General features: G+C 67.4%; 18 protein-coding genes. 7 read left to right on the top strand and 11 right to left on the bottom strand.

Annotation, left to right across the window (positions count from 1 at the left end; all coding sequences use genetic code 11):
- The first annotated feature begins 16 nt into the window (after positions 1-16).
- Together C7402_RS38890 and C7402_RS38885 are read left to right on the top strand one after the other, a co-directional pair.
- The gene (locus tag C7402_RS38890; protein ID WP_112172135.1) at positions 17-1,195 is read left to right on the top strand and encodes a porin; all 1,179 of its coding nucleotides are present in this window, start codon (positions 17-19) and stop codon (positions 1,193-1,195) included.
- Positions 1,196-1,304: 109 nt separating this feature from the next.
- Positions 1,305-2,636, top strand: a complete 1,332-nt coding sequence (locus tag C7402_RS38885) for a PucR family transcriptional regulator (RefSeq protein WP_224045368.1) — start codon at positions 1,305-1,307, stop codon at positions 2,634-2,636.
- 46 nt (positions 2,637-2,682) lie between these two features.
- On the opposite strand, the gene C7402_RS38880 is transcribed toward C7402_RS38885, so the two are convergent.
- Entirely contained in the window at positions 2,683-4,305 is a 1,623-nt protein-coding gene (locus C7402_RS38880) for an AMP-binding protein (RefSeq protein ID WP_116614325.1), read from the bottom strand.
- Positions 4,306-4,617: 312 nt separating this feature from the next.
- On the opposite strand from C7402_RS38880, the gene C7402_RS38875 reads away from it, so the two are divergent.
- Entirely contained in the window at positions 4,618-6,201 is a 1,584-nt protein-coding gene (locus tag C7402_RS38875; protein WP_112172137.1) for an inorganic phosphate transporter, read from the top strand.
- Between the two features lie 21 nt (positions 6,202-6,222).
- Here the strand turns inward: C7402_RS38875 and C7402_RS38870 are convergent, their stop codons facing one another.
- From C7402_RS38870 to badH, 5 genes are read right to left on the bottom strand one after another with little or no spacing between them, the layout of a single operon-like run.
- Positions 6,223-6,999 (bottom strand): enoyl-CoA hydratase, encoded by a 777-nt coding sequence (locus C7402_RS38870; protein ID WP_116614315.1) that lies wholly within the window; start codon positions 6,997-6,999, stop codon positions 6,223-6,225.
- Between the two features lie 13 nt (positions 7,000-7,012).
- Positions 7,013-8,680, bottom strand: a complete 1,668-nt coding sequence (gene aliA / locus C7402_RS38865) for a cyclohexanecarboxylate-CoA ligase (RefSeq protein WP_116614314.1) — start codon at positions 8,678-8,680, stop codon at positions 7,013-7,015.
- Positions 8,681-8,726: 46 nt separating this feature from the next.
- Complete coding sequence (gene aliB / locus C7402_RS38860) at positions 8,727-9,878, bottom strand: cyclohexanecarboxyl-CoA dehydrogenase (RefSeq protein WP_116614313.1); 1,152 nt, start codon at positions 9,876-9,878, stop codon at positions 8,727-8,729.
- 59 nt (positions 9,879-9,937) lie between these two features.
- Positions 9,938-10,720 (bottom strand): 2-ketocyclohexanecarboxyl-CoA hydrolase, encoded by a 783-nt coding sequence (gene badI / locus C7402_RS38855; protein ID WP_116614312.1) that lies wholly within the window; start codon positions 10,718-10,720, stop codon positions 9,938-9,940.
- A gap of 52 nt (positions 10,721-10,772) precedes the next feature.
- Complete coding sequence (badH, locus tag C7402_RS38850) at positions 10,773-11,540, bottom strand: 2-hydroxycyclohexanecarboxyl-CoA dehydrogenase (RefSeq protein ID WP_116614311.1); 768 nt, start codon at positions 11,538-11,540, stop codon at positions 10,773-10,775.
- Between the two features lie 163 nt (positions 11,541-11,703).
- Here badH and C7402_RS38845 point away from each other — a divergent pair, with 163 nt between their 5' ends.
- Together C7402_RS38845 and C7402_RS38840 are read left to right on the top strand one after the other, a co-directional pair.
- The gene (locus C7402_RS38845) at positions 11,704-12,192 is read left to right on the top strand and encodes a MarR family winged helix-turn-helix transcriptional regulator (protein WP_116614310.1); all 489 of its coding nucleotides are present in this window, start codon (positions 11,704-11,706) and stop codon (positions 12,190-12,192) included.
- A gap of 48 nt (positions 12,193-12,240) precedes the next feature.
- Positions 12,241-12,582 (top strand): DHCW motif cupin fold protein, encoded by a 342-nt coding sequence (locus C7402_RS38840; protein ID WP_116614309.1) that lies wholly within the window; start codon positions 12,241-12,243, stop codon positions 12,580-12,582.
- 23 nt (positions 12,583-12,605) lie between these two features.
- Here C7402_RS38840 and C7402_RS38835 read toward each other — a convergent pair whose 3' ends face one another.
- The 3 genes from C7402_RS38835 to C7402_RS38825 form a co-directional block, all read right to left on the bottom strand.
- A complete protein-coding gene (locus tag C7402_RS38835) occupies positions 12,606-13,733 on the bottom strand; it encodes a J domain-containing protein (protein ID WP_116614308.1) in 1,128 nt (375 codons plus the stop codon).
- A gap of 103 nt (positions 13,734-13,836) precedes the next feature.
- Positions 13,837-15,621: a cobaltochelatase CobT-related protein gene (locus C7402_RS38830; RefSeq protein WP_116614307.1), complete on the bottom strand. Its 1,785-nt coding sequence runs from the start codon at positions 15,619-15,621 to the stop codon at positions 13,837-13,839.
- A gap of 14 nt (positions 15,622-15,635) precedes the next feature.
- Complete coding sequence (locus tag C7402_RS38825; protein WP_116614306.1) at positions 15,636-16,886, bottom strand: AAA family ATPase; 1,251 nt, start codon at positions 16,884-16,886, stop codon at positions 15,636-15,638.
- A 237-nt stretch (positions 16,887-17,123) separates the two neighbouring features.
- Here C7402_RS38825 and C7402_RS38820 point away from each other — a divergent pair, with 237 nt between their 5' ends.
- Positions 17,124-17,930 (top strand): AraC family transcriptional regulator, encoded by an 807-nt coding sequence (locus C7402_RS38820; RefSeq protein WP_116614305.1) that lies wholly within the window; start codon positions 17,124-17,126, stop codon positions 17,928-17,930.
- A gap of 13 nt (positions 17,931-17,943) precedes the next feature.
- Here the strand turns inward: C7402_RS38820 and C7402_RS38815 are convergent, their stop codons facing one another.
- Positions 17,944-18,147: a hypothetical protein gene (locus C7402_RS38815; protein ID WP_112172148.1), complete on the bottom strand. Its 204-nt coding sequence runs from the start codon at positions 18,145-18,147 to the stop codon at positions 17,944-17,946.
- Positions 18,148-18,325: 178 nt separating this feature from the next.
- A complete protein-coding gene (locus tag C7402_RS38810) occupies positions 18,326-19,105 on the bottom strand; it encodes an ABC transporter substrate-binding protein (protein WP_112172149.1) in 780 nt (259 codons plus the stop codon).
- Between the two features lie 572 nt (positions 19,106-19,677).
- Between C7402_RS38810 and C7402_RS38805 the strand changes: the two genes are divergently transcribed.
- Complete coding sequence (locus C7402_RS38805) at positions 19,678-20,952, top strand: efflux RND transporter periplasmic adaptor subunit (RefSeq protein WP_112172395.1); 1,275 nt, start codon at positions 19,678-19,680, stop codon at positions 20,950-20,952.
- Positions 20,953-20,954: the final 2 nt, after the last annotated feature.

Genomic DNA, 20,954 nt, shown 5'->3' with positions numbered 1-20,954 from the left:
ATGGAGACACACAACGATGAAAAAAGCAGGCCTCGGTCTTGGAACGTTTCTCGCGACTAGCGCCGCCCTGGTGGCCAACCCCGCGTTCGCGCAAAGCAGCGTCACGCTGTACGGCGCGGTAGACGACGCGATCACCTACGTCAACAATCAGAATGGCCACTCGAACGTCTACATGCGCCAGGGCAACCTGTATGCGTCGAAGTTCGGCCTGCAAGGCAAGGAAGATCTGGGCGGCGGCACGTTCGCGATCTTCGACCTGCAAAACGGCTTCGATCTGAACAGCGGCGCGCTCTCCTCGAGCGGGCTGATCTTCAACCGCCAGGCTTATGTGGGCCTTCAGAACCAGAGCGCGGGCACGCTCACGGCGGGCCGCCAGTACACGCCGTATTACCTGTTCGTCGGCCCGCTCACGGGCAGTTCGTGGCTCACCGGCGCGACCGGCGCGCACCCCGGCGACATCGACGGGCTCGACACGACCGTGCGCATCAACAGCTCGGCCACGTACACCTCGCCGACCTGGTATGGCGTGCAGGCAAGCGCCATGTACGCGTTTGGCGGCATTGCGGGCAGCACCGGCAAGGGTCAGACGTGGAGCGCCGCGCTGCGCTATTCCACCGGCCCCGTGAGCCTCGCGGCCGCGTACCTGCGCATGGACAACGCCCAGCAGACTACCGGCTTCGACAGTGCTTCCACCGGCAGCTTCGGCACGTCCTCGCTGAACAAGGGCTATGTGTCGGCGCGCGCGGTCCAGCATATCGCGGTGGCGGGCAACTACACGCTCGGCAGCCTGCTGCTCGGCGCTTCGTATTCGAATGTCCAGTACATCGCGGGCGGCAAGTCGATCTTCCACGACACGGCCATCTTCAACACCTGGGCCGCGCTCGCGGTCTACCGCTTCACGCCCGCCTTCGACGTGGGCGGCGGCTTCGCCTACACCATGGCCTCGCAGGCCAACGGCATCACGAGCGCCGCGCAGTATCAACAGTATTCGCTCAAGGAGTCGTACCACCTCTCCAAGCGCACCACGCTCTACGCGCTCCAGGCCTACCAGCACGCGGGCGGCCAGACGCTCGGCGCGAACGGCGCGGGCAATATCGTCAACGCGAGCCCCGCCGTGGGCGACTCGCAAAACGCCACGCCTTCGTCCACGCGCTCGCAGTTCGTCGGCATGGCCGGCATCGCACTGCTGTTCTGATACGGCGGCGGGGCCGCGCGAGCCCCGCCGTTTGTGCACACCCTCGACGCGGCGGCACGCCGCTGAGTACACTCGCGGAGATCGTCTCCACGAATTCCGCGAACTCACCGTGCCGCCACCCGTTCCCGCCATCAGCCCGCGCCTGCGCAGCAAGCTGCGCACGCTCGCCAAAACCCAGTCGAAGGCGGTCGAGCGCACCTACGCCACGCTGCTCTCGCTCGAAGGCTATAACGCGCTCACGGCGGCGGCGCGCAAGGACATATTCGATTCGATCGCGTTCTCGGCCGACCTGTGGTTCCAGTGCCTGCTCGACGGCAAACCGCCCGCCGATCCGGTCATGGACCGGACCGCCGCATTCGCGCGGCGCCGCGTGCATCAGAACGTGCCGCTGCGCTCGCTGCTGCGCGCGTTCCGGCTCGGCGCGCGCGAGCTCTGGCGCACCTGCACGGAACTGGCCGAAGCCGACCCGGCGCTTGCGCACGAACTGCTGTTCGAAGTTTCGCCTTATCTGCTCGATTACTTCGACGCCATGGCCGAGCACATCGCCGAGGCGTATCTGGACGAGCAGCACCAGCAGGCGCGCTGGCGCGGCTCGCTGTTGCAGCAGCTTTACGACCTCGTGTTCCACGCACCCGACGACGCCGCACGCTTTCGCGAGACGGTCGAGGCGCTCGGCCTCGACGCCACGCTGCCGCGCATCGCGCTCGCCGTCGATCTGGACTTGCGCGATCACGCGCCTTCGGTGCGCGAGGAAGCGCTCGACCGCTTCGCGCTGGGCGCCGCGCGTCACTTCGAAATCAAGCCCGATGCGCTGGTGCGCGTCTGGCACCGCGAGCGGCTCGTGTTCTGGCTGCCCTGCGTGCGCGGCGACTCGATGACGCGCAATGACCAGCGCACCGCCGATCATGCCGCCGCGCTCACGCGTGCGGAACCGCGCGTGCTCAGCATCGGCATCGGGCTCATGAACGAAGGCGCGCGCGGCTGGGCGGCTTCGGTGGAAGAGGCGCTCAAGGCCGTCGATTTCGCGCCGCGTGCCAAAGGCACGGACGACGAACCGGCCACGCGCGTGCACCGCTTTTCGTCGATCGCCATCGAGGAGAGCGTGCGCAGCAGCGCCAACGTGCTGCGCTATCTCGTCTCGCTGGCCGAGCAACTGGCCACGGAAGCCGACCTGCTCGCCACGCTCGAAGCGTGGTTCGCGAGCGGCCAGCGCCGGCGGCAGACCGCCGAGGCGCTGGGCGTGCACCCGAACACGCTCGACTACCGGCTGGAGCGGATCGAAACGCTGCTGGGCGCGAAGCTCGACGACGCGCACTGGATCGCGCGGCTCGATATCGCGCTGAAGCTGCGCGGGGTGACGAGCGCCGCCGGGCATGACGCGCGCAAGAAGGAGAAGAAGGCGCGCGCGGGCACGAAGAAGGCAAAAGGCGCGGCGCACTGAGTGGCGCACCGGGCACCACACCGCACGCCGCGCCCGCTCGCGGCACTCAAGCCACGTCGCGCAGTTCCCGCCGCAGGATCTTGCCCACCGTCGATTTCGGCAACGCCTCCACGAAGCTCACCACGCGCGGCACCTTGTACGCCGCGAGCTGCTCGCGGCAATGTGCGATCACCTCTTCTGCGGTGAGCACGGCGTCGCGCGCGGGCACCACGAACACGCGCACGGACTCGCCGCTGCGCTCGTCGGCCACGCCCACGCACGCGCATTCGGCCACACCCGGCAGCGCGGTCACGACCGCCTCGATTTCATTGGGGTAAACGTTGAAGCCCGAAACGAGGATCATGTCCTTCGAGCGGTCGACGATGCGCAAGAAGCCGCCCTCGTCGAACATCCCCACGTCGCCCGTGCGGAAGTAGCCGTCCTCGGTAAAGGCTGCGCGCGTGGCCTCGGGCTGGTTCCAGTAACCCTGCATCACCTGCGGACCCTTCGCGCAGATCTCGCCCGCCTCGCCCGGCGCGGCCTCCACGCCGTCGTTCATCAGCTTGACGTGCGTGGACGGCACCGGCAGACCCGTCGTGCCCGTGAAGCGCTCGATGCTGCCCGGATTGAACGAGAGCACCGGGCTCGTCTCCGACAACCCGTAGCCTTCGCGGATAAAGCCGCCCGTAATGGCCTGCCAGCGCGCCGATACCGTGGGAATGATGGCCGCGCCGCCGCCGCCCGCGAGGCGCAGGCGCGAAAAATCGACTTCGCCGATGCGAGGATGCGCAACGAGCCCCGCATAAAGCGTATTCACGCCCATGAAACTCGTGGGGCGCGCGGCCTTGAACACGTCGATCAGGTTGTCGAGGTCGCGGGCGTTCGCGACGAGCCAGTTCTCCGAGCCGATCGAGAAGTAGGTGATGAGATTCACCGTGAGCGCGAAGATGTGATAGAGCGGCAGCGCCGTCACGACCACTTCTTCGCCGGGCGTCATGAAACCCGGCATGAAGGTCTTGAACTGCTCGACGTTGGCCACAAGGTTGCGATGCGTGAGCAGCGCGCCCTTCGAAAGGCCCGTGGTACCGCCCGTGTACTGAAGAAAGAGCGGGTCGTCGCCGCACAACGCGGGCGGCTCGAACGGCAAGGCCGCGCCTTGCGCGAGCGCCGCCGCGAACGAGCCGGGCTGCGGGGCGCTCGCGCCATCTTCGCTACCCGCGTTCCCCAGGCCATCGGCTGCCCCGACACTCAGCACGGTCTTCACGGCCGTGTTCGCCTTGATCGCTTCGAAAGTGGGCAATGCGGCGTCGCACACCACGAGCGCCTGCGCGCCCGAATCGACCAGTTGATGCTGTAGCTCGCGCGGCGTATAGAGCGGATTGACGTTCACCTGCACCGCCCCCGCCCGCACGATGCCGATCAGCGCAATGGGAAACGCCAGCAGATTTGGCAACATCACCGCCACGCGGTCGCCCTTCTTCACGCCCGCATGCTGGAGATACGCCGCGAAGTCGCGCGAAAGCCGGTCGACGTCGGCATAGCTGAGCACGGTGTCGCCCGCGCGCAAGGCGGGACGCCGGGCGTAGCGGCGCATCGCCTCGTCGAACAGATGGGCGAGCGACGGATGCACGTCGGGGTCGATGTCAGCGGGAATATCGCCGTAGCTGGCGAGCCAGGGGGCTTTCGGCACGTTCGTCTCCATGAATTCAATGCGCGGCTTGTCGGCCTCGCGCCGCGCTTCATGCCATCGTACGGCTTCGATCGTCGCCGGAGAACTGGGAAAGCGGCTAAGGTGATTGTGAAAAGTCACAAAGACCATGGGCGCGCCAGGACGTGCGACGTCACGTCCATATCTGATTCCGATCAATTGTGCGACACTGCGTCGTCTCGTTGGAATCGCCTTTGCGGCATTGCGACGCGGCATCGCGCCGCGCACGTTTGCTAACCCGCAAGCGCCGCGCCGAGGCGCTTCCCAAAGCGGATACATCAGAGCCACGCTTTCATGCCGGACATACCCTTGTCCCCCTACCGCGCGACGGACGCACGCCGCCGCGGCATTGGCATCGCCCTCTTTCTCGCCATCATCGCGGCGGGGGCGATCTACGTAATCGATCATCTCGTCGTCGACCTGCGCGCCGTGCGCGAAAGCTCCGCGCTGCCCTTCGTCCTGCTCGGGCTCGCGCTGCTCATCGCGCTCGGCTTCGAGTTCGTGAACGGCTTTCACGACACAGCCAACGCGGTCGCCACCGTCATCTACACGAACTCACTCGATCCGCATCTGGCCGTGGCCTGGTCGGGCGCGTGGAACTTCATCGGCGTGCTCGTTTCCAGCGGCGCGGTGGCGTTCGGCATCCTGCAACTGCTGCCCGTCGAGCTGATCCTCCAGGTCGGCAGCAGCGCGGGCTTCGCCATGGTGTTCGCACTCCTGATCGCCGCCATACTCTGGAATCTCGGCACCTGGTATTTCGGGCTGCCTTCATCCAGCTCGCATACGCTGGTGGGCTCGATCATCGGCGTGGGCATCATGAACCAGTTGATCAGCGGGCCTTCGGGCACGAGCGGCGTGGACTGGGATCAGGCGCTCGGCGTGGGCAAGGCGCTGCTGTTCTCGCCCGTGGTCGGCTTCGTCATGGCCGGCCTGCTGCTGCTCTCGCTCAAGCTGCTCGTGCGCGTGCCCGCGCTCTACGCCGAACCCGAACCGAACCGCGCGCCGCCGTTCTGGATCCGCGCCCTCCTCATCCTCACCTGCACGGGCGTGTCCTTCGCGCACGGTTCGAACGACGGGCAAAAAGGCATGGGCCTCATCATGCTGATCCTGATCGGCGTCGTGCCCACCGCCTACGCGCTCAACAAGGCCGTCACGCCAGAGGAAACCACGGCATTCGTGGTCGTGGCGCGCGAAGCGTCCGCCACGCTCGGCCGCTACGCAAACGGCGCGCCGCCGGAAAACGCGCGCGCCGAGGTCGAGGCGTTCGTGCGCACGCGCCAGCTCACGCCCGCCACGCTGCCCGCGCTGCGCCAGCTCACCGACACCATCGGCGACCAGGTGGCGCTTTCGGGTTCGATGGCCACCGTGCCCGACACGATCGTGGACAACGTGCGCAACAACATGTATGTCGCAAGCGAAGCGATCCGCCTCATGCAGAAAGCAAAGGCGCCCGAGATGTCACCGGAGGACGCCAGGGTGCTCGACACCTTCCGCAAACAGATGGACCACGCAACCAAGTTCATTCCCACCTGGGTGAAGGTGGCCGTGGCCGTCGCGCTTGGCCTTGGGACCATGGTGGGCTGGAAGCGCATCGTCGTGACCGTGGGCGAGAAGATCGGCAAGCAGCATCTCACCTACGGTCAAGGCGCCTCGGCCGAGGCCGTGGCCATGGTCACGATCGGCATGGCCGACGCCTACGGGCTGCCCGTATCCACCACGCACGTGCTCGCCTCGGGCGTGGCCGGCACGATGGCCGCGAACGGCTCGGGCCTGCAATGGGGCACCGTGCGCAATCTCGTGCTCGCGTGGGTGCTCACACTGCCGGCGTCGATCGCGCTCGCGGCAGGGCTTTACTGGGTCTTCCGGCAGATTTTCTGAACGCGGCATGCGCGTGCGGCTTTAATGGTGGCCGAATGCGGGCTTGCGCTTTTCGATGAACGCGTTCATGCCCTCATGCGCGTCTTCGCTCGCAAAGCGCGCATGCAACTGGCGGCGCTCGAAGCCGATCCCCTCGCTCAGCGCGCCTTCGTAGGCGCGATTCACGCACTCCTTGATCGCCATGAGCGCGGGCAGCGAATAGCCCGCGATCGTCGCCGCGAGCGCCAACGCTGCGCCGCGCAATGCGTCGAGCGGCACGACACGCGAAACGAGGCCATAACGGTCGGCCTCCCCGGCATCGAGCACGCGCGCGCTCAGGCACATGTCCATGGCCTTCGCCTTGCCGATGGCGCGCGGCAGGCGCTGCGTGCCGCCCGCGCCCGGCAGCATGGCGAGGCGCACCTCGGGCAGCGCGAAGCGCGCGTTGTCGGCTGCGATGACGATGTCGCACGCGAGCGCCAGTTCGCAGCCGCCACCCATGGCATGCCCGGCCACGGCGGCGATCACCGGCTTGCGCACGCGCCGGATGGTCTCCCAGTTGCGCGTGATGAAGTCGCTGCGGTAGACGTCCATATACGACCAGTGCGTCATCTCGGCAATGTCCGCCCCCGCCGCGAACGCGCGCTCGTCGCCCGTGATGACGATGGCGCCGATCGCGTCGTCGGCGTCGAGGCGCAGCAACGCCTCGCCAAGCGCGTCCATCAAGGCGTCGTTCAGCGCGTTCAACTGATGCGGCCGGTTCAGCGTGAGCACGCCCACGCGCCCCGTCACTTCGACCCGAACCACCGGTTCACTCATCTTCGCTCCTTGTTTAGCACTGCCGTTCATCGATCTCGCGCAGCATGTCGCGCAAGCGGAACTTCTGCACCTTCCCTGCGGGCGTGGACGGCATGGCGTCGAGCACCAGCAGGCGCTCGGGCAAATACTGCACGGCGATACGGTGCGACTTGAGGAAATCGACGAGCGCAGGCAGATCGACCGCCTCGCCCGCTTTCGGCACCACCACGGCGCAGGCGCGCTCGCCGAGACGCTCGTCCGCGTACGCGACCACGGCCACTTGCGCGATGGCCGGGTGCCGATAAAGCAGCGACTCGATCTCGACCACGGGGATGTTCTCGCCGCCGCGAATGATCACGTCCTTGCTGCGTCCGCGGATGCGGATATAGCCGCGTTCGTCGATATGCGCGAGGTCGCCCGTGTCGAACCAGCCTTCGTCGTCGGTGGCGTTGAGGTGTGCGCGCTTGAGGTAGCCGCCGAACGCGGAGCACGCGCGTACGAAAAGCCGCCCCGCCACGTTCGGCGGCAGCGCGCCGTCGTTCTCGTCCACCACCTTGACTTCCACACCCGGCAACGGCGCACCGTCGGTCGTAAAGGCGCGCTCATCATCGTCATCGAGGCCCGTGAGCGTCACCGCGCCGAGTTCCGTCATGCCCCAGGCCGAGACGATTTTCGCGCCCAACGCCCCGCGTGCGCGTTCGGCCAAGGCGCCCGGTATCGGCGCGCCCGCGCACAGAAACGTGCGCAGCGACGGCACCTGGGTGCCCGTTTTGAGCGCCGCGTTCGCCAGATCGCCGAGGAACGCCGTGGAGGCCATCGTGAACGTCGCGCGCTCCCGAGCGATCAGGGCTAGCGCCGCCTCCGGCTGCCACACGTCTTGCAGCACGGCGCTCGCACGCAGCGCGATCGGCATCATCAGGCCGTACATGAAGCCCGTTTGATGCGCCATGGGCGAAGCCATCAGCACGACGTCGTCGCCGCCAAGCCGCATGGCCCGTGCATAAGGCAGGATGTTCGAAAACAGCGTGTTCGCCGTGTGCATCACACCCTTGGGCTCGCCCGTCGTACCCGAGGTGTAAAGCAGTTGCGTCACTTCGTCGGGGCCGGGGCGGTGACGCGTGAGGATCGCTTCGGCGTCACTCGACGTTTCCCACCGCGGGCCGCTCAGCAGCGCCTCGAAGCTGTGGGGTGCGGCTCCGTTCTCATCGGTTGCGCCCACAACGACCAGATGGCTCAACGACGGGATCTCGGGCTGGAGCGCTCGCAGCATGGCCTCGTAGTCGAAGCCGCGATAGCGCTTCGGCACGATCATCACCTTGCTGCCACCGTGATTGAGCATGAATCTCAACTCGCGCTCGCGAAAGATCGGCATGAGCGGATTGAGCACCGCGCCAATGCGCGAGCACGCCAGATAAAGCAGTGTGAACTGCCACGCGTTGGGCAACTGCATCGACACCACGTCGCCCTGTGTGACGCCCAGGCGCGCGAGTCCCACGGCGATGCGGTCCGCCATTTGCGCCATTTGGGCATAGGTGAAGCGCGTGGTCTGCCCGTCCTCGATCTGCACCGCCGTGAGCGCGATCTTGCCGGGGCATTCGGCCACGCAAGCGTCCAGCTCGTCGTTGATGGTGCGCTCCGGCCACCCGCGCCGCGTGTCCTCCCGCGCGCGGCGCGGCCCGATCAGTACCGCGTCGAACTCCATGTGCTGCCTCCGGTGGCGTGGATGGAAACCTCGCAGGCGGCGCGCGTCATGCGGGCACCGCGTCGCGGCCCGCGCTCGCGCGCGCGATGATGGTCTTCATGATCTGCGCGGTGCCGTCGCCGATCTGGAAGCCCAGCACGTCGCGCAGGCGCTGCTCCAGCGGCCCGCGGTCGTAGCCGCCATGTCCGAACGAGAGCAGGCACTGGTGCACCACGTCGTAAGCGAGCTTGGGCCCCCACCACTTGCACATGGCCGCCTCGGCCGTATGCGGCAGGCCGCGGTCCTTGAGCCACAGCGTTTGCAGGCACAGCAGGCGCGCCGCTTCCACCTGGGTCGTGTACTCGGCGAGCGGGTGCGAGACGCCCTGGAACGCCGAAAGCGGTTTGCCGAACGCCTCGCGCTGCGCGACGTACGCCCAGGTTTCTTCTAGGCTCACGTTCGCCACCGCGAGCACCTGAAGGCCGATCAGCGCACGCGAGAAGTCGAAGCCCTGCATGACCTGCACGAAGCCCTTGCCCTCATCGCCCAGCAGATGGTCCGCGGGCACGCGCACGTTCTCGAAGAAGATCGAGCCGCGCCCAATGGCGCGCTGGCCGTGGCAGTCGAAGCGGTTGCGCGTGATGCCGGGCAGATCCATCGGCACGAGCAACGCCGAAACGCCGCGCGCGCCGTCCTCCACGCTGCCGGTGCGTGCGAACACCACGGCGGCGTCGGCCTGATCGGCGGCCGAAATCGAGGTCTTTTCGCCGTTGAGCACGTAATGGTCGCCGACACGCTCCATCTTCAGGCGCAGGTTCGCGGCGTCCGAGCCGCCGCGCGGTTCCGTGAGCGCGATGGCGAGCAGCGCGCGTCCCTGGGTCAGACGTTCGAGCCACGGCCGCGCGATTTCAGGCGCGGCGTGCTGCGCGAGAATCTGCCCGTTGAGCGAGGCGAGCAGATTGATATACGAGAGGCTCAGGTCGGCGCGCGCGATCTCTTCGTGAATCACGCCCGCGGCGAGGCAGCCCATCCCCTGGCCACCGTACTGCTCCGGCAACTCCGGCGCGATGAAGCCCATCTCGCCCATTTCCCGCATGAGGCCGCGATCGAGCACGCGCGTCGCATCGCGTTCGATGAAGCCGGGCGCGACGCGGCCCTGCGCGAAGCGCCGCGCGTGCTCGCCGAGCGCGGCGAGGTCTTCGTCGATATAGGGATTCATGATGTCTCCTTGAATGAGCGCTTGACTAATTCGTCATCCTGATCGTTATGAAGACGCGTTTATTTGGCGTACTTGCGGAACTCGGGTTTGCGCTTTTCCTGGAAGGCCTTGACGCCTTCCTTGGACTCCTCGGTGTCGTAGTAGAGCTTGAGCGCGTACATGCCCATACCCGCGATGCCCGCCTGGTGCGCGGTGTCCATGTTGAACGAGCGCTTGGCGATGGCAATGGCCGTGGGGCTCTTTTCCATGATCTCGTCGCACCACTTCTGCACCTCGGCGTCGAGCTGGTCGTGCGGCACGACGGCGTTCACGAGGCCCATGGCCAGTGCCTCGGCGGCCGGATAACGGCGGCACAGATACCAGATCTCGCGCGCCTTCTTCTCGCCCACCACGCGCGCGAGAAACGCCGTGCCGTAGCCCGGATCGACCGACCCCACCTTCGGTCCCGCCTGCGCAAAAACGGCTTTCTCCGAAGCGATGGTGAAATCGCAGATCGTGCACAGCACATTGCCGCCGCCCACCGCATAACCCTGCACGCGCGCGATCACGGGCTTGGGCACATCGCGAATCGCCGTGTGCAGTTCTTCCATTGGCAGGCCGATCGTGCCGCGCCCGTCGTACTGGCCCGAGTGCGCGGACTGGTCGCCGCCCGTGCAGAACGCCTTCTCGCCCGCGCCCGCCAGCACGATCACGCCGATCTCGCGGTCGTAGCCCGCCTTGTTGATGGCGTGAATCAGCTCGTCGCAGGTGCGGCCGCGAAACGCGTTCATTTTCTCGGGCCGGTTGATGGTGATCCATGCCGCGCCGTTGCGCACTTCGTACAGAATGTCTTCGTAGTTCATGATCGATGCCTTTACTGTTTCGTCGTCACTATGCGTAGGGAGCGCGGGCGCGTCAGCCCGCCATGGTCAGGCCGCCCGACACGCTCAGGACCTGCCCCGTGATATAGCCCGCGTCGTCGCTTGCGAAGAACACGATGGCGCCCGGCAAGTCGTCGGGCTGGCCGATGCGGCCGAGCGGAATGGAACGCTGGAACGCTTCGAGCAGCTTTTCCGGATTGCCCGCGCCTTCCTTGTACTCGGCGAAGAGCGCGGTGTCGGTCGGGCCCGGACACACCACGTTCACCGTGATGCCGTGGCGCGCATGCTCGCGCGCGATGGTCTTGGAAAACGCCACGAGGCCGCCCTTGCACGCCGCATAGACCGCTTCGCCCGAGGAGCCCACGCGCGCCGCATCGGAAGCGATGTTGATGATGCGGCCGCGCTTGCGCTCGACCATGCGGGGCAGCATCGCGTGATGCATGTGCAGCGCGCCCGTGAGATTGATGTCGATGAGCTTCGCCCACTGCGCCGGCTCCGTCTTCGTGAACGGGCGGAACACATCCCAGCCCGCGTTGTTCACGAGGACGTCCACGGGGCCGAGTTCGGCTTCGGCTTGCGCAAGCGCCGTATCCACTTCGGCGCGGTTCGTGATGTCGCAGCGCAGCGCGAGCGCCCGGCCGCCTTTTTCGTGGATATCGTCGGCCACCTTCAGCGCGGCTTCGAGCGAGAGATCGAGCACCGCCACGCGCGCGCCCTCGGCCGCGAAGCGCCGGCAGGTCGCCCCGCCGATGCCGCCGCCGCCGCCCGTCACCACGACCGTCTTGCCTTCGAGTTTTCGCACTGTGATCCTCCATGGGTTTGCGGGGTACCATTGACGCCTTCGACGCTTGCGCCCTCTCGGTTTCGCCTTAAATTACGTCAACATATTGACGTATACTAGGTAACACCCAGAGCGATGACAAGCGCGGAAACACCAGGAGAAACCCTTGCATAAAACGCCAAAAATGCAGGAATCAAGCCGCTACGAGCTCGCCAACCGGTTGTTCTTCCGGCTCTATCAATGCGCAAACATGTTGCATAAAACGGGCACGCGCGCCGTGGAAGCCGAAGGCTTGACCACGCAGCAATGGGCCGTGCTGGGCGCGCTTTCGCGCGAAGAGGCGCAGCCGGGGATGAGCGTGGGCGATCTCGCGCGCTATCTGATGGTGAGCCGCCAGAATCTCTCGGGCCTCATCAGCCGCATGGAACGCGACGGCCATGTGTGCACGCAGGCGGACGAGCGCGACCGCCGCTCGCGGCTCGTGTGCATGACCGGGGCCGGCCAGAAACTATGGCTGCGGCAGGCCACGCCGAAAATCGCGGCGTACTATGAAGACGTGCTCGCCAATTTCTCGTCGGACGACATGACGCATACGCTTCACTATCTGCTCAAGCTGCTGGACAACATGAAGCGAGTGGACGAAGGCGACCAGGCAACGGAAGATGACGCTTGATCGCGCATCGCCAATGTTCTTCAACACACGCACGGGAGAGAAAACCACATGAAAATGGACGCATTTCGCTTCGGCACGACCGACTGGTCCGCTGTCGAGCCGACCGGACACAAGGGCGAAACGGGCATGGCCACCTGGCGCACGTGCTTTTTCGGCGACGAGGCCAACCCGATCCGCGTGCGCATGGTCGAATACTCGCCCGGCTATCTGGCGGACCACTGGTGCAAGAAAGGGCACGTCCTGCTTTGCCTCGAAGGCGAGCTCGAAACCACGCTCGACGACGGGCGCAAGTTCGTGCTCACGCCGGGCATGAGCTACCAGGTGGGCGACAACGCAGAAGCGCACCAGTCGTACACCCGCACTGGCGCGAAGCTTTTCGTCGTCGATTGAAGGCGGCCGCGCGGGCCGCCGCGCTAGCGGGGCGCGCCGAGGTCGGCGTCCAGGCGCTTGCGCAGGTCGCGCACCACGCGCGCGGCGGGCACGAGCCACCAGCTGGGCGCGGCCACGGAGAAGTCATAGGCGAGCGCCGTCTGCGCGGCGCCGGTCGTGCGCGCCTGGCAGCGAAACGTCACCGTGTAACGGCGCACGGCGGCGTGCGAACCAGGCGCGAACCGCAGCGTGGCGCGCACGGCGAATTGCGCGTCGTCGGGCGCGGCCTCGTAGCCTTCGATGCTCCATTCGGCGCCGTAATGCGGCTCGTGGCGCAACGCGGCGCTCACGCGGTTGCGCGCTTCGGCGGCGGGCAAGGCCACCGCGTGCTCACGCCCCGCGCGCGCCGCGCGATATAGCGTGCGCTGCGCCCAGCCCCAGCCGAACACGAGCACCACGCCACCCGCCACGAGCACCCACTGCACGACGTTCGCGAGCCAGCGCCCGGCCTCGAAGCGCGCGATGGGCGCGAATAGCAGGCCGACGGCCAGGTGCGCAACCACGAAGATCACGAGGCACGCGAACACACTCGCGGAAATCGTGAGGAGCCAGCCGCGCGAAGGGTCGTCGAATTTCGCAAAGAGGAAGTCGCGCACGCCGCCCTGGCGCGCAGGCGCGTCGACGGCTTGCTGCGCGGCTTCGCGCTGCGGCCCGTTCGGGTTGTCATGCGCGTCGTCGCGAAGCTCGGCAAGTTCGCCGCGCAACGCGTCGCGCTCCCTCTGCATGTGCCGGATCTCGTCGAGCGTATGGGTGCGCTCGGCGCGCAGCGCGTCCAGCTCGCTGCGCACGCGCTCGCGCTGCGCCAGCAGCGACTGCATCTGCGCGTGCAACTGCTCGGCCTGCGCGACGCTCAGCGCCGCGCGGCTCACCGGCGGCGCATGGTGCACCGACCAGTAGGCCTCCAGCAGCTCGCGCGCCTCCTTCACGCGCTTGAACTGGTCGTCGGCCCAGCGCATGGAAGCGGCCGTGGGGTGCCGCCATTTGTCGGGATGCAGGATCTGCGCGAGGTGGCGATAGTGGTGCTTGATTTCCGCCTCGCTTGCGCCCGGCTCGAGATCGAGCCGGTAATAGAGACGGTCGTAATCCACGGGGCGGTAATCGTGGCCTGGCATGACCTGGGTGTCTTCGTCGGTGGATGGCGGCTTGCCGGGGTTGCAGCGCCTGCTTCACTCAAGGTAGCGCACCGCGCCGCCTCCGGCAAGGACAGCGCCGCGTTCAATACGGCCGTCCCACGAGCAGACGGCTCAAGGTGGCGAATGCGACCGTGGGCAGCTCGTGCAGCTTGCGCACGACCACGGCGTTCGGATAGAAGGCTTCGACGGCGTCGTCGAGGATGCCGATGCCCACGAGTTCGATACCCTGCGCTTTCACCGCCTGCACGCGCGCGAGCAGGTCGGTGCGCAGCACGGCCGCGTCGCCGTCGCTCGTCGAGGGGTAGCCGTCGGAAAGCACGAAAAGGAGCCGCCGCCGCGCCTTGCGCTGCGCGAGCCGCGCGGCGGCCCAGGCGAGCGCTTCGCCATCGGGGTTCTCAAAACCGCATTCGATGGCCGCGAGCCCGCTCAGGTCGCGCGCGCCGAAGCGCTTGAAAACGCGCAGATCGAGCCGCTCCACAAAACGGTTATAGCCCCGCAGGTCCGCGCCCGCCGCGCGCGCGCGCTCAAAGCGCGCGCGCATTTCGGCCGATTCGACCGAGCTGTAGCCGAGCACCTCCGCGTCGAACGCCAACTGCGTGAGCGCGTCGCAAAGCGCCGCCGCGCATAGCCGAGCGAGTTCGATCTTGCGCCCCGCCATCGAGCCGCTCAAGTCGAGCAGCAGCGTGACGACCGTGTCGCGCCCGCTCGCCTGGCGCGCCACGCGAAACGGTGTGCGATAGCCGCGCGAGGCCGCAAGGCGCGCAAGCGCCGCGCGGTCGATCTCGCCGCGCTCCTGCTCGCGCTTCCAGTGTGTGAGTTCGTCGGCCTTGAGCACGCGTTCGAGGTGGGTCTTGAGTGCGCCCGTCTCCGCGCGGGCAAGCGCGCGCAGCTTGCGCCAGGCGGCGGCGTCGCCCCGGCCGGTGAGGTCGGTGACGGTATCGAAGGCCGTGGTGAGCGGGATCGACAGGCGCGCTCGCGCGTGGGCGTCGCCGTGCGACGCGACGGCAGCGTGCGGCGCATCGGCTTCGGAAAGCGCTGCGCCGGCAGCGGATTCGGCCTCGGCCGCGGCCTGAGAGACCGTGCCATTCTCGCGATCGGCGTGCTCCGCCGATGCACCGCCGCCCGGCGGCTCGATCTCGTCTTGCGCGCCGAATTCGTCCAAAGCTTGTGCGAGCCGCGCCGCTTCGTCGTCCAGGCCTTCGGCCGGTCCGGCCGTCTGCATCATGTTGTTCGCGCCGCGCGAGGCGAGCGAGCGCACGCCCGCCACGATCGCTTCAGCCGCGCGCACGCTCGCGCGCGTGGACCGGCTCGCGCGCGACGCCGCGAGCGGGCCGTCGATCGCGCGCAGTGCGGCGGCAAGCGCCGTGGCGTCGCGCTCGCGCGCCCCGGATGGCTCATCCGCTTCGGACCACAGCGCGCGCTCGATCGCCCAGACGAGCCGCTCGCGCCAGGCCAGCGCGCTCCAGCGCCACGCGATATCCGCCGTGCGCTGCGCGCGCCAGCGCTCGACATAGTGGCGCGCACCCGGATAAGCAAACGCCAGTTGCGCGAGCACGCGGCGATCCTCGACAGCCTGCGCGATGCGCCCCGTTACGCCCGCTTGCGGTGTGTCGAGGCGCGCGGCCTCGCTGTAGCGATAGCGCGCCGCCAGCAGGTCGAGCGCACCGAATAGCGCAGCCTCGCTCGCGGGGTCGTCAACCAGGCGCGCCGGCACCACGAAGCGCTCGCCTTGCACGTGCGGCTCACCGGCGCCGAACGCCACGCTCACGCGCGGGTCGCCGGTGAGCACGCGCGCGACGCGGCCGAGCGCGCCTTCGGGATCGCCGCTCGCGGCGAAGCCTTCGGCATGAGGATGCGGACTGGACACGGCGGCCTCGGCGCTCAGGCGTCGAAGATCACATGGTGGCGGATGATGCTGCGAATCAGCGCCGCGTCGTCCGCACTCACCTTCGCGTAGATCGCCGGGCCCGCCGCACGCTCGACATCGCCCGTGCGCAGCATCAGTTCGGCCCAGTCGATGAGCCGCCGCGTGGAAAACGCGCTCGCCAGGTCCTCGCGCGCGAACGCGGCGCGGCAGTCGGCGGCGATGGCGGCGAGCGTTTGCGCGAGCGGCCGCGTGAGTTGCGGCAGCGTGCGCAGCAATACTTCGGTTTCCTCTTCAATCGGGAGATAGTCGAAGAGATAGACGCGCCAACGATCGAGAAACGCCTCGTTGAGCAGATTCGCGCCCTGATACAAGTGGCGATATGCGCTCATCGCACCCGCCGCGTTCGCGGTGGCGAAGAGGCGAAACGACGCATGCGGCTCGACGATCTCGTTGCCGCGCTCCTTGAGCAGCAAACGTCCGTTCGGCTCCAGCACGGCCGTGAGCACCGCGAGAATGGAGGGTTCGGCAAAGTCGAGTTCGTCGATGACGAGCCAGTAGCCTTCGCGCATCGCCACGGGCAGAACGCCGTCCACCCAGATCGTTTCACCGCCCTTCACGGTCCAGAAGCCGACGAGGTCGCCTGGCGTCGTCTGGCCGTTCATGTTCGCGCGCAGCACGCCGTGGTTCGTGCGCGCGGCCACCTGTTCGATGAAACTCGTCTTGCCCGAGCCCGTGTGGCCGATCAGCATCACGCGGCGATTCTCGACGATGTCCTGGACAATATCGTCGCCGCGCGCCGTGAAGAGATACGCCTCGTTCACGCGCGGCACGAGCGCGTTTGCGCGAGCGCGGGGCATGTCCACGCCGCCTATGCGCACGGCGGGCTGCGCGTCTGCGTGAGCGCCCCTCGCGGCTTCGGCCGCTTCGGCGGCTTCGGCGGCTTTCGCCTCCCGCACCGCCGCCACGGCCTGCCGCAGCGCCTCCGAAAACACGCTGCCCGCCTGCGCGGCGCGCACTTCGTCGGCGTGCTGCGCTTCGGAAGCAAAGCCTTCGCGCCGCCACTTCAAAAGCTTGGCTTCGAGATTGTCGAGATCGATCTCAGTGTCGATATCCACTTCGTCACGCTCGCCCTGACCATGCTCGATGCGGTACATATGCGCACGTGCGGAAGGCGTGACGCGCCACCATTCGCGCGCCGTGCCGATGCCGCGCGTGTAGAGACCGAGGGGGGCTTCGTCTTGCACGGCGGGTTCGGATGCGTTCATCGGCGGGAAAACGGGCGTGGGCCCTCGGCGCGGTCAATCGCCTAATCTTACGCGCGCGTGCCGCAGCGCGCAAAAACGGGGCGGATGCGAACCGCTCGTGTCCCGCAAGCGCACCGAGGCGAAACCGCGCCGAGCTTCCGGCGCGCACCCAGGCGTGCTAGCGTGACGTTCGCCGCGCGCCGGATTGACCGCCAGCGCCCCGGCAACGCCTCGCCCCTCGCACGGAGACTCCCCGCCATGCCGCTCGCCACCCCGCCCGAACTCGACGACGAGCCCGGGCGCGCCCGCTCGCTCGCGCGTCACTACCCGCGCGGGCTGCGTATCGACGCGCACTCGCACACATGGGCGCAGGTGCTCTACGCCGTGTCCGGCGTGATGTGGGTGGAGGTGGAGCGCGAAGCGCTCGTCGTGCCGCCGCAGCGCGCCGTGTGGCTGCCGCCCGGCGCGCAGCACGCCATTCATATGCTCAGCGACGTGGAGATGCGCAACCTCTATCTGCACGAGCGTGACAGCCGGCACCTGAGCGCCAGTTGCGAGGTGTTCGAGATCAATGGCCTGTTGCGCGAGCTCATCACGAGCCTCGCCGAGCGCACGCGCGAAGACGATGACGCCTGGCTCGCCGCCGCCTGGCGCCTCGCCACGATCGAGCTTGCGCATGCGCCGCGCTCCACGTTGCGCATTCCGCTGCCCGACGCGTCGGACCGCCGCCTCGCCACGCTGTGCCGCGCGGTGATCGACAACCCTTCGGCCGAGATGAGCTTCGAGCACCACGCGGCAGCGGTGGGCGCGAGCGTGCGCACGCTCGCGCGGCTTTTCACGCGCGAACTGGGCATGGGGTTTGCAGAATGGCGGCGTCAGGTGCAACTGGCCGTGGCGGTGTCGCGTCTCGCGGAAGGCCAGCCGGTGAGCGCCGTGGCACGCATGCTCGGCTATCTGCCGAGCAGCTTCAGCGACATGTTCCGCCGCGAACTGGGCATGCCGCCCAGCGAGTTCCGCCCGGCGGGCACGCTCGGATTCACGCGGGAAGCGCAAGCGGCGTCATAGCGCGCTGGCTGGCTCAATGCGGCGGCAGGTCGCCGATGAGCGGATACATGTCGGGCGTGTAGGCCATATTGAAGTAACCGGCCCGTGCGTAGCTCGCGATCCGTTCAAGGTGTTCGGGCTCCCGGGAGGCCACTTGCGCGCCGGACGGCGAATGCGTGCGGTCGTGGCGCGCTTGCACGCGCCGCGTGAACCAGGCCGGCATCGATAGCTTGGGCATTGCGTGCTCCTTGACGAGCGTTGAACACCTCCAATCTAGACAGTGCGTCGCGCGCACGCAAACAAGCATTTCTTCGATGCATTGCACGGCGCGGGGGCGTGGCGTTCGCCCCCCCCCGCCGCGTATCAACAACTCATTAACCACTTCAAACTACGTTGCGCGTATCGCCGCGCGCGCGTCACTTGCCATAAACGTCGAAGTCGAAATACTTCTTCTCGATCTTCTTGTACGTGCCGTCCTTGATGATGCTGGCGATCGCGCCGTCGATCTTCGTCTTGAGCGCGGTGTCTTCCTTGCGCAGGCCGATGCCCGCGCCGTTGCCGAGCGTCACCGGGTCGTCGAGGTCGCCGCCCGCGAAGCTGTAATCCTTGCCGCGCGGCGTCTTCAGGAAGCCGACTTCGGCCTGCACCGCGTCTTGCAGCGCGGCGTCCACACGGCCGGCCAGCAGATCCTGATACACCTGGTCCTGGTTCTGGTACGGCACGACTTCCACGCCGGCGTTCGCCCAATGGGCCTTCGCATAGGCTTCCTGGATCGTGCCCTGCTCCACGCCCACGCGCTTGCCCTTGAGCGATGCGGCGCTCGGCTGGATGCCGGAGCCCGTCTTGGCGACGAGGCGCGTCGGCGTATTGAAGAGCTTGGAGGAGAACGCGATCTCCTTCTCGCGCACCGGCGTCATCGACATCGAGGAGAGCACGCCGTCGAACTTGCGCGCCTTCAGCGCCGGAATCATGCCGTCGAAATCGTTCTCGATCCACACGCACTTCGCATCCAGACGACGGCAAATCTCGTTGCCGAGGTCGATGTCGAAGCCAACCAGCTTGCCGTCGGCCGCCTTGGATTCGAACGGCGGGTAGCTCGCATCGACGCCGAAGCGAATGGTGTCTGCCGCAAACGCCCCGGCAGAAGCCGTGGCGGCGAACAAGGCGACGGATACGGCTGCAAACAGCTTTTTCATGGGGATCCCCCTGGGTTCTGGGTATAGGTCGTGTTCCGGCCCGAACCGTGCCGGCTCAGTCACACATCAGTGATGCCATGGACGGTCCGGACGCAGCGTGCGTCGCGGACGTGATCGACGTCGCGCAAGCACCTGCGCCGCGCAAGGTAGCAGTCCAGAATCCGTGCGTCGAGTGTTCAAAACTCGGGAGAAATGCCAGGGCGCGGCCCCGCCGGAACGCGATAGCCTGCCCAGACCGCACCGGTCACGTCCCTTTCTTTTTGCTTTCGACTTGTAACCGCCAATCACGAGACGCGGCGGCTGTAACGCGCCAAAACCTTACAAATAACTAACGTTTCGAAATTGGCGCACGAGTTGGTTAGACTGACAGTCCTGGCCTTTGCTGCGCGGCAAAGTTGGGCTTCGACGGCATGGCAAGGCGGCATAACAATCATGAGAATGCGTATGCAGCAACCCGACAGTCCCCGGCGGTATCGCGAGGCGGCCATCGCGCCGCGAGCGCCGGCTTCGTTTCTTTCTTCACGCGTGAACCGCGCCGCAACGCGCGACGGTTTGACCTCCCGGAGGCAGGCATGAGCGACGTCCCGCAGGCGCAACCCGCGCCCCAGCCACCCGCTCCTCCACCGCCGCCCCCGCCTCCCGTGCCGCCTCCCCCGGCGCCGAAGCGCCGCAGCCGCGGCCCGCTGATTCTGGCTGTCGTCGTGATCGTGCTGATCGCGCTCGTGATCCTGCATATCGTGCGCAACAAGAAAACCGAGCACGGCGCCACGCCGCAGGTCGTCACCGTGGCTGCCGCCGCGCTCGGCCCCATGCCCGTCACGCTCAACGCGCTCGGCACGGTCACGCCCGTCGCCACGGTCACGGTGCTGCCGCAAATCAGCGGCTACCTGACCGAAGTGGGCTACAAGGAAGGCCAGGATGTCGTGAAGGGGCAGTTCCTCGCGCAGATCGACCCGCGCCAGTACGAGATCAGCAAGGAACAGGCGCTCGCGCAACTCGCGAAGGACCAGGCCCTTCTCGCCCAGGCCCGCGCCGACCTCGCGCGCTATACGCAGTTGAACGAGAAGCGGTCGATCGCCGAGCAGACCTACACCGACCAGCGTTTCCTCGTCCAGCAGTACGAAGCCGCCGTGAAGGCCGACATGGCCAACGTCAGGCTGTTCGAGCTCGACCTCATCTATTGCCGCATCACCGCGCCGGTCTCGGGCCGCGTGGGCCTGCGGCTCGTCGACCCGGGCAATTACGTGACCTCGTCGAGTTCCACGGGCATTGCCGTCATCACGACGATGAAGCCCACCACCGTGCAGTTCGCCATCCCGCAAACCTCGCTCGGCAGCGTGCTGGAACGCGTGAATGCGGGCGCGAAGCTGCCGATCACCGTCTTCAGCAGCGACAACACGCGCCAGCTCGCCACCGGCACGCTGTTCGCGCTCAGCAACCAGATGGCCACCGCCACCGGCACGGTCACGCTGCGCGCGAGCGTACCCAACGACGACGAAGCGCTCTTTCCCAATGAGTTCGTCAACGTGAAGCTGCTCGTCGACACCATGCAGAGCGCCGTGCTCGTGCCCACGCCCGCCGTGCAGACCGGCGCGCCCGGCGACTATGTGTACCTCGTGAACGCCGACAACACCGTGTCGGTCCACAAGGTCACGCTCGGGCCGAGCGACGGCCGGCACACGGTGATCGTCTCGGGCTTGCAGGCGGGCCAGCGCGTCGTGACCGACGGGCTCGACCGCCTGAACGACGGCGCGAAGATCCAGCCCGCCGCCGCGCGCCCCGCCGCCCAGGCGGGCGCGGCCAGCGGCGCGGGCGGCAAGCGCGCCGCGGCCTCGCAAGCCGGTTAAGC

The sequence above is a fragment of the Paraburkholderia unamae genome (genome assembly GCF_003096875.1).
GTDB classification, from domain to species: domain Bacteria; phylum Pseudomonadota; class Gammaproteobacteria; order Burkholderiales; family Burkholderiaceae; genus Paraburkholderia; species Paraburkholderia unamae.
Note: the sequence above shows the minus strand (reverse complement) of the source record. Positions and strands in the feature narration are given on the sequence as shown.

Excerpts from the sequence above, each read along its gene's own strand:
- C7402_RS38810 (WP_112172149.1), bottom strand. The coding sequence starts at position 19,105 with ATGAAAAAGCTGTTTGCAGCCGTATCCGTCGCCTTGTTCGCCGCCACG.
- C7402_RS38870 (WP_116614315.1), bottom strand. The coding sequence starts at position 6,999 with ATGAGTGAACCGGTGGTTCGGGTCGAAGTGACGGGGCGCGTGGGCGTG.
- C7402_RS38835 (WP_116614308.1), bottom strand. The coding sequence starts at position 13,733 with ATGCCAGGCCACGATTACCGCCCCGTGGATTACGACCGTCTCTATTAC.
- aliA (WP_116614314.1), bottom strand. The coding sequence starts at position 8,680 with ATGGAGTTCGACGCGGTACTGATCGGGCCGCGCCGCGCGCGGGAGGAC.
- badI (WP_116614312.1), bottom strand. The coding sequence starts at position 10,720 with ATGAACTACGAAGACATTCTGTACGAAGTGCGCAACGGCGCGGCATGG.
- C7402_RS38840 (WP_116614309.1), top strand. The coding sequence starts at position 12,241 with ATGAAAATGGACGCATTTCGCTTCGGCACGACCGACTGGTCCGCTGTC.
- C7402_RS38820 (WP_116614305.1), top strand. The coding sequence starts at position 17,124 with ATGCCGCTCGCCACCCCGCCCGAACTCGACGACGAGCCCGGGCGCGCC.
- C7402_RS38890 (WP_112172135.1), top strand. The coding sequence starts at position 17 with ATGAAAAAAGCAGGCCTCGGTCTTGGAACGTTTCTCGCGACTAGCGCC.
- aliB (WP_116614313.1), bottom strand. The coding sequence starts at position 9,878 with ATGAATCCCTATATCGACGAAGACCTCGCCGCGCTCGGCGAGCACGCG.
- C7402_RS38825 (WP_116614306.1), bottom strand. The coding sequence starts at position 16,886 with ATGAACGCATCCGAACCCGCCGTGCAAGACGAAGCCCCCCTCGGTCTC.
- C7402_RS38805 (WP_112172395.1), top strand. The coding sequence starts at position 19,678 with ATGAGCGACGTCCCGCAGGCGCAACCCGCGCCCCAGCCACCCGCTCCT.
- C7402_RS38875 (WP_112172137.1), top strand. The coding sequence starts at position 4,618 with ATGCCGGACATACCCTTGTCCCCCTACCGCGCGACGGACGCACGCCGC.
- C7402_RS38815 (WP_112172148.1), bottom strand. The coding sequence starts at position 18,147 with ATGCCCAAGCTATCGATGCCGGCCTGGTTCACGCGGCGCGTGCAAGCG.
- C7402_RS38845 (WP_116614310.1), top strand. The coding sequence starts at position 11,704 with ATGCAGGAATCAAGCCGCTACGAGCTCGCCAACCGGTTGTTCTTCCGG.